Raw genomic sequence first — 14058 nt, 5'->3', positions numbered from 1 at the left:
TTACGTCGACTAACGATATGACCTGAATTGGCATATTCGTCGAATAAAGGGCGGAGGATGAGCCTGCGCAGATACCGCAGGAAATTACGGTTCATCGTCGACCAGGCGAGAGGCCTGAAGACCGCTGGCATACTCGACGCCCCTGGCTTCGACTCGAACGTCTACGGCTGGGTCACTGTCAGCGAGGCCGACAAGGCATCCGACGACCATGAACATCCACGGGGCATACCCCGTGCCGGAGCACCTCAGCATGATCGATCACCTGGATCACATTGTTCTTACCTGCACCGACCCGGAGGCGACGACGCATTTCTACGTCGATGTCTTGCAGATGAAGAAGGAAACGTTTCGCGGCGATCGCGTGGCTTTCCGCTTCGGAACCCAGAAGATCAACCTGCATGTGAGAGGCCATGAGTTCGAGCCGAAGGCTCATCTACCTGTACCGGGCGCGTTGGACTTGTGCTTCATGGCCAGCATCCCGCTCGATCAGGTCATCGCGCACCTGAACGCATCGATGTGGCCGATCGTCGAAGGCCCGGTCGAGCGCACCGGGGCGACGCAGAAGATCCGCTCCATCTATGTGCGTGACCCGGACCTCAACCTCATCGAGATTTCGGAACCGATCGCCTAGATACGCAGCGGCACCCCGCGGTCAGCGCGCTCCGACGATGAAAGCGCGCAGGTCCGCAGCAAGACGCGCACGCTGCGGGAGGTCTTCCGCGATGCCGTGCCCGGCCGGGTAGGCGCGGGCAGTCCAACGCGACCGGTCGATCTCGCTATGGTTGAGTTGATACTCGCCCAACGCATAGGGCGTGACCGTGTCGAAATAGCCGCCGGCCGTGAACAGTCGCATCCGTGGGTTGGCGGCCATCGCCGCGGCCAGCCACGGCACGACGTCCAGCGCCCCCTCGTCGGAGCCGTCGTCCGAGACGGCGGGCCCGGCAAACTTCCAGTCCTGGTTGATGGACAGGTTCAGCGGCCTGTAACTGCCTGCCATCGTGTATCCCAGACCGGAAAGATACCTTTCCATCAGCAGGGGCGAGCGTTTTCCCAGGGTCATCGATGGATCGCTGTAGGGGTCCTGCAGGCCATCGATCTCATGACTACCCACGATGCGCGCATCCAGGCTTCCCACATGCGTCCCGCCGACCGGCAGCACGAGGGCGTGGGCAAACGCACGGCGATCGATGCGCAGGTGGGCATCTTCCAGGACGGATGCGGGCACACCGATCTGGTCGCTCATCGCCTGGGCCGCCGCATGCGTGTCTTCCTGCGACAAGGCGCTGCCTTCCTGAAGGGCGGCCGCATACCGCGTGCGGGCAAAGCGCAGGGCATCCGCATAGGCCTGTTCCGCGGACGCGGCCGGCACACGCCGGGCACCGTGCGCGTAGGCTGCCGCCGCCAGGCTAGGCAGGCGGTTGATGGCTTCGATATCCGCGTCGACATGGGTGGCGAGGAACATGGACAGCATGACGACGCCAGCGATGTTCAGGCGGGGCGTCTCGGCATCCGCGTGGAGGATGGCCGCATTTCGCAGGGTGCCGTAGCTTTCCCCAAGCAGGTAGACGGGCGCATCACTTCGCTTGTTCGCGCGCAGCCAGCCATCGACAACGCCGAGGATCGAGCGCGCATCGCCACGTGTGTTCCAGACGGCCGAAGCGTCCTGGCCGGCGAGCGGAAAGCTGGCACCGGTGCCCAGGGGATCGACGAACACCAGGTCCGTGACATCCAGCAAGCTATCGGGATTGTCCGTGAAGGTTCCTGTCGATGCGTTGTAGCGCTGGGGACCGAGGCCCTCCATCTGCAACGGCCATGACGATGCTCCCGGGCCACCGTTGTAGACGATCGTGACCGGCCGTTTCGCGCCCGCGAGGGAGGGCACCACATAGGACTCGGTGACGACCACCCCGACGATGGTTCCATCCGGCGAGCGGACCGGCCACTCGCCGACACTGGCGCGGTAGACCACGGTACGACCGGCCAGGGTCGTCCGGCGTTCGGTCGTCACCGGCGGCCGGGCAGCCATTGTCCGCGTCACCGTGGGAGCGTATGCGGCCGAAGCGGCCTGCGCGGCTGTCAGATCGGGTGCGCTTTTCGCCCAGGAGGGAGAGGCGCAGAGCAGGGCAAGCATGAACATGCCCGTTAGTGTCCATCGCATGGTGAGCATGGCCTGGTTGCGGGAGAGCAGCGCCGTATCCTACGCCCCAAACAGCAGGCGTGCGGGGAAAGACTCACAGGTTGGGTGGTGTAGACATTCGTCGGCGGGTCCGATGACTTCCTCGCCTACTGCCGCACTTCGCCTTTGAACCTTCGAGAGGCTACGCTCGGTTTGAACTACCGAGGAATTCTCGGTAGTTGCAGAACGGTCTATTTTGCCATCCTCAAAGCCTGATACGAGTAAAGTGAAATGAAGGTTTATTGGATGTACTGCTCAATCCTTCGCATATCCATAGAGCCAACCTTGTGTTTGTCATATGCATAACTAAACGATGCATCTACTACATTTGCATCTAATATCTGCGCAGATTGAAATTCGCCATTCGGTTGACGCCAGGTTGCCATGAGCCTGCCCGACTCGCCATCGTGCTTGAGATAGATGCGCACGAGCCCAACCACATCTCCCGCGCTGAGTGTTGTCGGTCTATGCTCGAGCGAAAGCATAGTGTGTTTCCCCATAGCCATCTCGATCGATGCAAGCGTGCTATCTCCGTCGACTACTTCAAGTGCAGCCACCGCTTTCAAGAAATTCGGTATGGCCGTTCCCGACTTACGCAGGACATGAGTAAGCAAGTCATCCGTTTCCAGATACGTTTCACTGTCATCAAGTGCTTCGGAATAAGTCCCGCCTTTTATTTGGCTCTGCCAAACCAGGTATTCTTGAGATCCGAGAAGGGACAAGCGAAGTTGAGCACCTTGCTGCAAAGCCCTGACGAGCCAGTCCGCTGCCTCATTCAGAACTCTTTCGTCCTTTTCTTTCTTAACATAGTTTGTTGTCTTAGACGCGAGTAGCGCGAGTGTAATCTCTGCGTGTTCCTTTCTCCTCGCGTCGAGATCGTTAACCCATCGCCGCAAGTCTCGATTCAGAGGGTCGTTGCTCGCCAGAAAGGACGATGCTTCTTTCTGAAGATCCTCGTCACGGCTCGATAACAGGCTTGCCGCGAACTTCATTGCGTCCTTACGACTGCTGTTACACAGGTTTTTGAAGGCCATAAGCAGCCAACTGTTGTTGTACTTTACCGACGAGTTCTCGAGCATCGTCTTGGATAGAGGTACAAGTGATGCATCCTTCCACCAAGCCGTCAGAAGATCACCCCGGCGCTCATCGTCATATGCTGTGTCGGAGAATATTTTTTGTGCTGTGGAGGCCATATCTGGACTGAAGCTCAAACCAGGGAATACTCCTCTAGAAGCGGCGACCAGCCTGGCGGCATCGTAGAAATCCGCTCTGGAGGTTCTAGGATCGAGAATGATCTGACGCATGCGCTCGAGGTCGCGTGGCCCCAGTCCTGCAACCTCCGACGACCGGCGGCCTTCGATTACCTGCCTTGCGATTTTCACGGTCCATGCGTCGAGTAGCGTATGGGTACGCAGGTCTTCCAGAGTCGTCTTGACTGGAGAGTCTTCCGACGAAATCGAAAGCCAGTCCTTGACCTTTGATTCAACAAACTTCGTAGTCGTCGATTGGAGTGAACTGTACGCTAGATATCCGGCACCAAACGCAACGCCTAGGAGTACTGTCGCACCAATCTGTAAAATGTTCTTTGCTGCGGTAAAAACTGCGAGCGTGCGATCTACTGCTAGCTGGGCTGCCTCTAGCTTCGCTTTTTCGAAGTCTGCCGCTAATGCTTCCTTCGTGCTTTTTAGATCCACGCGAGCCTCTGAGAGGTCTCGAAGCAACGCGTCTGAGCGCTGCGCTTGGCCCATGTTTAAAGCGTGGATCCGCTCAACCAGTTCGTCTCTCTGCGCAGCGAGCCGTTTTTCAAGTTGGTAGTTAAAAAAGTCATCCTTGTCCATGTTTCGTCCTTGGCTATTTATGTCTACCCATATCGGCTACGTCAGCAAATGCTTTAACCACGACGTATCCATCATCGCATCCCCAGCTGGCTCCAAATCCGCCTTGCGCAACGCCACATGCACCCGATCGCGAATGATGTCCGTACGATGTAGCCGATCCCGAGGCGCGAACTCTTCAGTTATTTTTGGCGCGAAACAGTGCGCGAACGGCGTGTGTCGCCTCCCCGTAAACTTACTCCAGACATAAACCGAGGTCTCCGGGCAAAATATCCCCAAGGAGACCCACGATGCGCAAGAGCAAATTCACCGAGAGCCAGATCGTTGCGACGCTGAAGCAGGTCGAAGGCGGCAGGCAGGTCAAGGACATGTGCCGGGAGCTGGGCATTTCCGAGGCGACCTACTACACCTGGAAATCGAAGTACGGTGGCATGGAGGCGTCGGACGTTCATCGCCTGCGTGACCTGGAAGCGGAGCACAACAAGCTCAAGCGCATGTATGCGGATCTGGCGATGGAGAACCACGGGCTTAAGGATCTCATCGCAAAAAAGCTGTAGACCCGGCGCATATGCGCCCGCTCATCACCTGGCTGGTCGAGCAGCACGGATGGAGCGAGCGCCGGGCCTGTGAGGCACTAGGCTTCTCGCGATCTACGCTGCGCTACAAGGCTCGCCCTGATCGCGACGAGCCCGTCATCGGGCTATTAGCGGAGCTGGCTGAGCGATTCCCCGAGCGCGGCTTCGACAAGCTATTTCAGATCATCCGCCGGCGCGGTCTGCCGTGGAACCACAAGAGGGTGTGGCGCGTGTATTGCCAGATGCAGTTGAATCGCCGCCGACGCGGCAAGAAGCGTGTCCCGACGCGTCACCAGCTACCACTGGTGGCCGACGAGGCGATCAACGGAAGCTGGTCCATCGACTTCATGTCCGACGCGCTCTGGGACGGCCGCCGGTTCCGAACGTTCAACGTCATCGACGACTTCAGCCGCGAGGCACTCGCTGTGGAAATCGACCTTAATCTTCCTGCATCGCGAGTGATCCGAACGCTCGAACGTGTCGCCGCGTGGCGCGGCTATCCGTCGAAGCTTCGCCTGGACAACGGTCCGGAATTCGTCGCTCTTGCGCTGGCGGAATGGGCAGAACGCAAAGGCATCAAGCTCGACTTCATCGAGCCGGGAAGGCCGATGCAGAACGGCTTCATCGAACGCTTCAACGGCAGCTTCCGGCGTGGTGTCCTCGACATGCACGTGTTTCGGAACCTGACCGAAGTACGCGAGCGGGCAGAGCTTTGGCTAGCCGACTACAACCGCGAGATACCGCACGACAGCTTAGGCGGGCTGACGCCCGCAGAATTCAGGCAGCAGAATGATCCGGCAACCTCGGGTTATGGTTGGCACTAACTAACGGGGGGTCGACACGCGGTACCGCGCTGCCCGACGTTCTGAGCGATCGGGTGAACTTCGAAGTCATGGGCGCCGATCGCTGGCGGCATGTGCACGATCTCGCCGACATGGGCGGGGAACACTGGAAGCTATTCCTCACAGGGGACAAGGAGGGCACCGGCCTGAGGCTTTCCGCGGAGCCTCGGCAGAACCCGCCCGACCTGCGGGTGGATTTCAAGGATCGAAGCGATGTCGACGGCTCCCCACCCCATGACGTACCCGATGTGCGGCACGCGCTCGTCTTCGAGACCCCGCCGCTCGATCGGCCTACCGAGGTGGCCGGCCTGTTCTCGGCAACGCTCGATGTCACCACCAACAAGCACGACTTCGACCTGGCGATCGACCTGTACGAACTCACCAGCGACGGGCGATGGCGCGATATCTCGTCGTTTCTCGGCAGGGCCAGTTACGTGCAAGACAGGACGACGCGACACCTCCTCGTGCCTGGCACGCCCACGCGACTCGATATAACAAGTCAAACTGTCGCGGGCCGGTTGATGGCCAAGGGAAGTCGATTGGTTGCCGTGGTCAGCGTCCCGAAGGGTCCGGACCGACAGATCAATTACGGTACCGGGCGGGATGTGAGCGATGAATCTATCGAGGATGCCGACACACCCTTGCGATTGAGCTTCTCGGCATCGAGTTCTCTGGTTGTCGGAATCGATCCGGCGGGTGACCGCCAGGTGCCGGCTTCGCCCTGACAACCCACTCCTTCATTCAGAACAATTCTCCCTGCGGCGAATGCACCCGAGGCGGCACGAATCGCGAGGTATCCAGCACCGTATCCCAAGCCCGATGCAGCCCCGCCTTCCGCATCGCCACCTGCACCCCCATCGGCACGCCCGCATCAAGAAGCGTCTTCACCGCCTGCATCCGCCGATGCGGCGCGCTTGAGCGCGGTTCCAGCTTCCACGCCAGATTGTTGTCCAGCGAGTTGATCGAGATGAACACCTGCACCAGCTTGCGCTCGGCCATGGGCGCGAGGATGTCCGGGTCGCGTTCGATTAGGGCGTTTCCGAGCTTGGTTCGGGCATGCTCAAATCCGGGAGGACGTCGCTAGGACAAGTCATCTAGGGATACTCTGATCTATGAAGCATAAAACGGACGTCTATACGCAACGGCATGCACATCAGTTGATGCCGGGCAAAGAAGGAGCGGAAGTACTGTTTTCCCTGTCGCTGGTTCAGCCTGAGCCCTGATCAACGCCTGTGTTCGGCGTCACAGACGCACCTCCCCTGCGGACAGGAGCAAGGTTCGTCGCACCATCCACAGATTTGACAGCGCAAACAACGTCAATACCTGCGCCGTGTTTTTGGCCAGCCCCTTGAACCGTGTCTTCTGATAGCCGAACTGTCGCTTGATCACCCGGAACGGGTGTTCGACCTTGGCTCGTATCGCGGCCTTGAGGTATTCGACATGCTTGGTGGCTTCTTTCCATGCACCTTCAGGCATCGCCTTGACTCTCCCGCGCTGCGCTGCGATGTGCCACATAAGCCCCCGCTTCGCTACACGCTTTTCTGCTCCCCGGTAGCCCGCATCGGCATAAACGGTTCGTTCTTCGCCGTGCAGCAACTTGTCCGTTTCCGTGACGTCACTCACGTTCGCCGGCGTGGTGGTAACCGTGTGCACCAGGCCCGATTCCACATCCACACCGATATGCGCCTTCATACCAAAGAACCACTCGTTGCCTTTCTTTGTCTGATGCATGTCCTGATCGCGCTTCTTGTCACGGTTCTTCCTCGACGAAGGCGCATGGATGATCGTGGCATCCACGATCGTGCCCTGGCGAAGCAGCAGGCCCTGCTGCCCCAGGTGGGCGTTGACCGCGTCGAGTATCTTCGCCGCCAGACCGTGCTGCTCCAGAAAGCGACGGAACTTCAGAATCGTCGTCTCGTCCGGAATCGCATCGTCGTTCAATTCCAGCCCGGCAAAGCGCCGCATCGACTCGATCTCATACAACGCATCCTCCATGGCCGGATCGCTCAACGCGTACCACTGCTGCATGAAGTGGATGCGCAGCATCGTGGCCGCCGGCATCGGCGGTCGGCCACGCCGGCCCGCTGTCGGATAACTGACGAGGATCAACGCCAGCAGCGCGTCCCAGGGCACGACCTTGTCCATCTCGCCGAGAAATTTCTCCCGCCGCGTCGGCTTCTTCTTCGATTCGAAACTCATGGAGGCAAAGGATCGCTGCTTCATCGCGAGGGATTCCTGGGACTTTCGACTATTTTGACGCAAGCGGGGGATTAAATCAGGGCTTCCCTAGTCGTCCAAAAAATAGTTATCGATAAAAACCGGTACGCCAAAACTTGCGAGATTCATCAGCAACGACTTGGAGAAAGTCGGCCCTCCGTCGACACTGGATTGAAAGTGCCCGCACCACCAAACCGTGTCGTAGTGATCTATGTAGCGTTGAAGAACCTCCTTCTTAGGCGCGAGCTCGTTAAGAAGATGAAGAAGCCCCTCCTCTAGCGTGTCCCACTCCTGAACAAAGTCTTCAGCCGAGGTGCCGCTATATGACCACAGCGAGCGCTTCATCATCCTTCCGTGGACGACAGTACCGGCCTTTCGTACATGATTTGGCTCCAACCCAAGTTCACGCGTAACGTCATTGGGAATGATGTCGCCATTGATCCGAAGTTGAACTGAGTACCTATGCGAACTCATAGCCTCTGCATCCCATCACGAAGTCGCTATCGACCAATCATAACAAGTCATAGAAACGACGGATGACTAGTCCGTCAACATAAGACTCCATAAAGGTTCTGGGGGGACGACGATAATGACCGCTACTAAGGGATGACGCTCTTAGCCGCCCTTCTTCTCATTCGCACCGTCGTGCGTTCTCGCGGAAAGGATATCCATGCCAAGCTCGGCGTACGATTTAGCGTCTTGGTCTCTCAGGAGCAACTGAAGGGCTGCAAACGCTTTGTCAGTTCCTGAAGAGTTTCCTAGGGCGTACGCGACCGCGGCGCGCACCTGCTTACTTCTGTCACGCGCACGTGTAACGAGTTGCTGCTCCACGAACTGGGGCATGCCTTGGTAAGAGAGGTGCCCAATGGCTGATGCGGCAGACGCCCTTACACCGTCATCTTTGTCGTGGAGCATCTCAGCCAAGTAGGGGTAGCTCGCTTCTCTTTTTGGCATAGTCGGCGAGCCGAGCTGGCCCATTAGAAATGCCGCAATTTCCCTTGTCTCCGCCTTAGGGCTCGAAGCAAGCAAAACCGCCCATCCAAAGATCGTGTCGATATCTGGCCGAGCATGGAGTTCGCGAACCGCTGCCGTACGTACGATCACAGATTTGTCTTGTGCAGCCTCAACTAACGCTTCCGAACTCCAAGACTTAAGCCCTTCTGAGACGAGCAACCTCAAGAGGGATGCAGATGCATCCAAGCTGTCAATCATAGTGGACCGCCATTTGATCTCGCGTTTACGCCATTACCGACTTTTGCTAAGGAGCGGCTCCTTCTGCAACTCCGAGCCTTCTGAATCGCCTTCATTTGGTCCTGTCTCGGCCTCGCGCAGGAAGCCAATGATCTGCTCTTCGGAAAAACGCTTCTTCACGTCCAATCTCCTTCTTGTGGGGGATTGAACTCGAAACCGGGGCGCTACTCAAATTTGGGGGGACGTCGGGATGTCGCCGTCGAAAGGCTTCACGCAGACATCCTTCGCGCGTAAGTAAGCATAGCGGTGTATCCCGCAGTGCCAAAAGCCATGGCATCGCGCGTGGAAAGGTTGTCCTAAATCGTGTTGAGTCATTCGCTGCGGACACGAGCTTGCGGGGCAAGGCGGCCGTGGTGTGTCTGCTCAGATACCAGCCGTTGACGACGAAGCGGTCACCGGTATTGAACTTGGCTTCCCGGAGTATGCATGAGCAGCAAATTTCGGACCATCGGTGACGGCTAAGAATAACCTTACCCGCCCAGACGCTCGATGAAATTGATTTTCCAGGAACGTACCATTTCCGAATAGGGCGCCGCGCCGTCGGCCATTTGATTGATTTGCCCAAGTATCATGTCCTGCATGAATTTGAGACGCGCTGGAAAGTCTTGAATAGACGGTCGAGGCAGTGAATTCGCGATGTTGGCCATGCTCAGATCCTGAATGATGCAGCCCAGCTCCAACGCAAGCCCCCCCATGAACTCTAACTGCCGCAGTATGCGGGTGCGTTCTTGCACGAGGCCCAGGCGATTTAGACCATAAACTTCGATCGACTTGGCTCCCCTCTTGCTGCTTGCGGAAGGAGTGCCCGGCAAAACCAGCCCGAGCGGAGTTTCTTCGTGCACGGAAAAATGGAGGTGTTCCCTCGGGTCGTCGACCGTCGGGTCTAACAACAGCGGCTTCTCGGCCGACAGCAATCCGCGCTCATCACGAACGTGAACACACCCCTCGTCTAGTGGGAAGTGATCCTGCTTGCCCGACTTCACATGCGGTAGCGCCGCTGTCGCGAATCCGAAAGGGTCAGCCAGCTCGGTGCCTGCGGGAACGGCTCGCTGGTGTCGTTCTCTATTGCAGTCGATGCAACTAGGCAGCAGATTTTCCCAGCACATGGCCAGCCACCAGTACCCTGGATGGCCTACGGCTTCGCTTACACCCCCCTTAGGACGGTAGTGTTCAACGTCCACTGGGGCCGACGCCGAATAAAACGTCTCGCAGTAGGCACATTTGCCGTGGAATAAGAGGGCTAAGGCTCGTCTGACGTCGTCATGGCGATACGCCTTATAGATGAAAGCGCCTTTTGGGTTTTTTCGCCTCTGATGGGCTTTTGCCCGCATCAATTCGCTCTTACCCTTGCTGTCTTTTGCGTCCAGGCAGTCGGGTCGCTTGACAGATGCGCGGTTCACCTTGCGCATTAAGCGGTCCCCTTAAGAGCGTCTATGATGCGGCGCCTTACCTGGGCCCTCCGCTCGGACATTTGCTCGGCGCGCATGGACGCCCTCTCCTGGAGATATTCGGCCACCGCTTCTTGCACGACCCGTTGGGCCTCGCTTGTTCCAATTGGAAGAGCCGATGCAATCTCGCGCCGAAACGCCTCAACGGCATCGCGGTCTAGACCTTCACGCGACCCTTCTGCCAAAAGAGTCGCGATTCTCGCCATTCTGCTGTCGGTAGCGTGATCATCAGTAGAGTTAAGCTGGAACAGATCAGAGGTCAACAGCTGCTCGACACGTAAAAGACTTATCGGCGGTATGTTCTCGAGCTTCTCCACCACTCCATGGCCCTGGCCAGTGCGCCGGATCACAACCACTTCATTGTCGTCCATGCCGCGCAGGCAAAGGGGGTCATGCGTTGTCAGGATGAAAGTCATATTGGGGAGCGCTTCGCGTAGTGCGTCGACGATTGCGATCTTCCAGCGTGGGTGAAGATGAGCTTCGATCTCATCAATCAATATCACGCCTCGTGCCGTGTGTAGGCTCTCGAAATCCCTATAGACGCTGCGATTCATAAGCCCATGCATAACATCACAGGCCATCGCAAGCACAGAACGATACCCGGATGATGCCCTTCGCAAGGGCACAATGGACGCCGGTTCTCCATCCGCACGAAAGGCCGTGACCAAGTAACACTTGCCTTTTTCAGGGTCTCTGATGAGCACATCGAATTCAGCGTCGATGCTTAGTATCGTTCGGAGCGCGCGCGTTATCATTGCGAACCGGTCATCGGGAAGCCTGCTCAGCCACTTCTCGGGGTTTGGCAAGTCGCTCGCATCAAACAGATTGGCGATGTGGGCCTTCCCGAAACGTCGTGAATGACTATCGCCGTACTTTCGGAATGCGCCGTACGCAAAGACCGGCACCTCTTCGTCGCTGCTGGTCAGCGGAGGTAAGACTATGCGCGAGCCGATATTTAACTGTTTAACGTGATGTACGGTTCCTTCTGAAAGGGTCACCGTTACTTGAGTCGAATAACTCGGGGCAATGTAAGGTTGCCCAAAATAGTCGTGAGAGAGTATCAAATCGTTATCAGAAATGTTGAGTGCATTGCGCGCAGCGGGCTTAGCTAGAGCGAGTGCAATCGCCTCAAGAATGGAGCTTTTTCCAGTGGCGTTCTCTCCGAGAATAAGAAGCGCGGGAGCACGCCGCCTTTTGTTCTGGCTGGCGGATTCATCTGGCATCGTTAGCTGAAGATGCTCGATCGCTTTAAAGCGCACTATCTCGACCTTGCTCAGACGCGCGTGACTCGGGCGGCGCAGCGGAGCGGTCACGGGCTTCGAGGGTGCACTCCGCTCCCTGTCAAATAGCGTCTCGGCGCGATCGAAAAAGATGAAGCCCTGCCCGTCTAGAGATAGGCGTCGGAAGGCGTTGCCTATGGAGTGCCTAGTGATCGCCGCGCGACTTCCGGTGAGTTTGCTGATTGTGGTCCATAGACTGCGGAGTAACAGGTACCACGTACCACCGAATTCGAGTTCATCAAAGCGAAAGAGCTTCTCTGACACGCCGCGTTGATTCTGCAACGCCGACCGGAGCTGATGCCGGTATTCCTTATGTCGTTGCCGACGCGCATCGACCAATTTCGATGCATTGAGATGGAAGTGAATTATCGTTTCCGCACCCTTTCGGGAAGTTCCTTCGAGCAGTCCTTCCGGGCCAATCCAAAAGTGACGCTGAAAGTCACGATCGTGACAAGGATCCAGTAGAAGCGCGTCCTCCTTCGGCGGGTAATCGTCAGCCGGCCATAACCCATTGTTGTGAGCTACGTAGCGGCGGATGACTTCCACACCGGGGATGGCCGCTCGCGGCCCTCTGACAGGAAAGTAAGCCTGTTCTTCAGGCATGCATGAATAGCATGCGGGATAGAAGTTTTGCCAGGCCAGATCGAGCCAGCAGTAATAGAGATGAGCGTACTCACTCTTAACGTAAGGCTCCGCTTCGCCTCGCGGTCGGAACTTAAGGATTCTGGTATCAACACTCGACTCGCAAAAGGCGCATCGCCCTTTGAACAGTCGGCGTAGCGCATCCTGCATCCCGCCTTCCTCAAGGTTTAATACGCCAGTGCCTGGATAAGACTGAGCTCGGCGCTCTTCAGACTGGTCCATAAAAACAAGCAACTCATCCCGCAGCATTTTCGGCACGCTGCCGGTGAGGGTTTGCGGTGGCGGCTCGTTGCCGCGATCGACGTATTGCATACGCTCTATTTCGTCCATGTAAGCATTAGGCCCATCGTACGGGCATCGTGATATTGCCTCGGCCGTTGGCCACGGCGCAATGCCTTTCCGCTCCTCGAACGCCTTCCCTGTTTTCGCCCCTCATGCCGCATTCTCGGCAGAATAGAGATTAACCGGTCCGCGCGTAGTTTGCGTATCGATGAGCGCTTTAGTCCCCACCCTGACGATCTTGATCGATAGCGGACTGATGTCTCGACTTAGTCCAGACGAAGTCGAGGTCGCTTCGGCAAGCAACCTATAATAGCCGGGACGGTGCACGAGTCCCCGCGAACGGCCGGCATTATGCCCGTGGATTCAAAACAACTCGCCCTGCGGCGAATGAATCCTCGGCGGCACAAAGTTCGACGTATCCAGCACCGTATCCCACGCCCGGTGCAGCCCCGCCTTCCTCGACGCCACCTGCACCCGCTTCCGAATGATGTCCGCGAACACTCCCTGCCCCCGCATACGCGTCGCAAAGTTTGAGTCGTAATCCTTTCCGCCATTCATCTGTTGAATCAGGCTGATGATGTGCGATGCGCGATCTGGATAGTGCAACTCCAGCCATTCGCGGAAAAGTTGCTTGAGCTCATGCGGCAGACGCACGCAGGTGTAGCCGATAGATCGTGCGCCAGCCACACCGGCCTGCTCGATGATCGCCTCAACATCGCGCTCATTAAGCGCAGGGATAATGGGCGCGACCAGCACGCCCACCGGCACACCTGCCTTACTCAAGGTTTCCACCGCCTTCATCCTCCGGTGCGGCGCGCTCGCCCGCGGTTCCAGCTTGGACGCCAGCTTGTTGTCCAGCGAGTTGATAGAGATGAAGACCTGCACGAGATTTCGTTCCGCCATCGGTACGAGGATGTCCAGGTCGCGTTCGATCAACGCGTTCTTGGTCACGATCGTGCACGGATGGTTGCACTCGTTGAGTAGCGCGAGCGCCGCACGCGTGAGCCGCCACTTCTTTTCGATCGGCTGGTACGGATCGGTGTTGCTACCGATGTTGATCGGCTGGCAGGTGTAGTTCTTACGCGCCAGTTCGTGACGGAGCACCTCGGCCAGGTTGCTCTTGGCGAACAGCTTGGTTTCGAAGTCGAGACCGGCCGAGAGGTTGAGGTAGCCATGCGACGGGCGGGCATAGCAGTAGATGCAGCCATGCTCGCAACCCCGGTAGGGATTGGTGGCACGGTCGAAGCCGATGTCCGGGGAGTCGTTGCGGGTGATGACGCTGCGGGCAAGCTCCTCGCGCACTTCGGTGGCCGGACGCCGCGCTTCCTCTTCGCGCGGCCAGCCGTCGTCTTCGGCGTGGTAACGCACGGACTCGAACCGGCCTTCCGGGTTGGAGGCGGCGCCGCGGCCTTTATGCTTGCGGAACAGGGGGATAGGGGTCGACATGCGTACAAATGTACGCCACTTTCGTCTCAGAAGCCGGGATACGGTTCGCAGAATGCCGAATGCG

The 14058-nt window shown here is 57.9% G+C and carries 13 protein-coding genes; 3 read left to right on the top strand and 10 right to left on the bottom strand.

Annotation, left to right across the window (positions count from 1 at the left end):
* The first annotated feature begins 250 nt into the window (after positions 1-250).
* Positions 251-631, top strand: a complete 381-nt coding sequence (locus tag AB8808_RS00145) for a VOC family protein (RefSeq protein ID WP_369925675.1) — start codon at positions 251-253, stop codon at positions 629-631.
* Between the two features lie 21 nt (positions 632-652).
* Here the strand turns inward: AB8808_RS00145 and AB8808_RS00140 are convergent, their stop codons facing one another.
* Both AB8808_RS00140 and AB8808_RS00135 read right to left on the bottom strand, forming a co-directional pair.
* Complete coding sequence (locus tag AB8808_RS00140) at positions 653-2026, bottom strand: S10 family serine carboxypeptidase-like protein (RefSeq protein ID WP_369925673.1); 1374 nt, start codon at positions 2024-2026, stop codon at positions 653-655.
* Between the two features lie 389 nt (positions 2027-2415).
* Complete coding sequence (locus AB8808_RS00135; protein ID WP_369925671.1) at positions 2416-4014, bottom strand: hypothetical protein; 1599 nt, start codon at positions 4012-4014, stop codon at positions 2416-2418.
* Between the two features lie 287 nt (positions 4015-4301).
* Between AB8808_RS00135 and AB8808_RS00130 the strand changes: the two genes are divergently transcribed.
* Both AB8808_RS00130 and AB8808_RS00125 read left to right on the top strand, forming a co-directional pair.
* Positions 4302-5410, top strand: a protein-coding gene (locus AB8808_RS00130) for an IS3 family transposase (protein ID WP_369925669.1) whose coding sequence is annotated in 2 segments (ribosomal slippage) — positions 4302-4563 and positions 4563-5410 — 1110 coding nt in all. Because the reading frame shifts where the segments join, the coding sequence is not laid out codon by codon here.
* 53 nt (positions 5411-5463) lie between these two features.
* Positions 5464-6153 (top strand): CocE/NonD family hydrolase C-terminal non-catalytic domain-containing protein, encoded by a 690-nt coding sequence (locus AB8808_RS00125; protein WP_369925667.1) that lies wholly within the window; start codon positions 5464-5466, stop codon positions 6151-6153.
* Positions 6154-6169: 16 nt separating this feature from the next.
* Here the strand turns inward: AB8808_RS00125 and AB8808_RS00120 are convergent, their stop codons facing one another.
* The 8 genes from AB8808_RS00120 to AB8808_RS00085 all read right to left on the bottom strand — a co-directional run bounded on the left by AB8808_RS00120 (position 6170) and on the right by AB8808_RS00085 (position 13994).
* Positions 6170-6427 (bottom strand): hypothetical protein, encoded by a 258-nt coding sequence (locus AB8808_RS00120; RefSeq protein ID WP_369925665.1) that lies wholly within the window; start codon positions 6425-6427, stop codon positions 6170-6172.
* A 243-nt stretch (positions 6428-6670) separates the two neighbouring features.
* Positions 6671-7651, bottom strand: a complete 981-nt coding sequence (locus AB8808_RS00115; RefSeq protein WP_369925597.1) for an IS5 family transposase — start codon at positions 7649-7651, stop codon at positions 6671-6673.
* A 63-nt stretch (positions 7652-7714) separates the two neighbouring features.
* Positions 7715-8119 carry a DUF4279 domain-containing protein gene (locus AB8808_RS00110; RefSeq protein ID WP_369925663.1) on the bottom strand — a complete coding sequence of 135 codons (405 nt, stop codon included), beginning with the start codon at positions 8117-8119 and terminating at the stop codon, positions 7715-7717.
* A gap of 141 nt (positions 8120-8260) precedes the next feature.
* Entirely contained in the window at positions 8261-8857 is a 597-nt protein-coding gene (locus AB8808_RS00105; RefSeq protein ID WP_369925661.1) for a sister chromatid cohesion protein PDS5, read from the bottom strand.
* Positions 8858-8890: 33 nt separating this feature from the next.
* Positions 8891-9016: a hypothetical protein gene (locus tag AB8808_RS00100; protein ID WP_369931359.1), complete on the bottom strand. Its 126-nt coding sequence runs from the start codon at positions 9014-9016 to the stop codon at positions 8891-8893.
* Between the two features lie 350 nt (positions 9017-9366).
* Complete coding sequence (locus AB8808_RS00095; protein ID WP_369925659.1) at positions 9367-10305, bottom strand: HNH endonuclease family protein; 939 nt, start codon at positions 10303-10305, stop codon at positions 9367-9369.
* Complete coding sequence (locus AB8808_RS00090) at positions 10305-12578, bottom strand: AAA family ATPase (protein ID WP_369925657.1); 2274 nt, start codon at positions 12576-12578, stop codon at positions 10305-10307. Before AB8808_RS00090 ends, AB8808_RS00095 begins: the two co-directional genes overlap by 1 nt.
* Before the next feature lie 333 nt (positions 12579-12911).
* Entirely contained in the window at positions 12912-13994 is a 1083-nt protein-coding gene (locus tag AB8808_RS00085) for a PA0069 family radical SAM protein (RefSeq protein WP_369925655.1), read from the bottom strand.
* Positions 13995-14058 lie beyond the last annotated feature (64 nt).

The sequence above is a fragment of the Xanthomonas sp. NCPPB 2632 genome (assembly GCF_041228075.2).
Classification (GTDB): Bacteria; Pseudomonadota; Gammaproteobacteria; order Xanthomonadales; family Rhodanobacteraceae; genus Luteibacter.
This window is presented reverse-complemented; position numbering and strand designations above follow the sequence as displayed.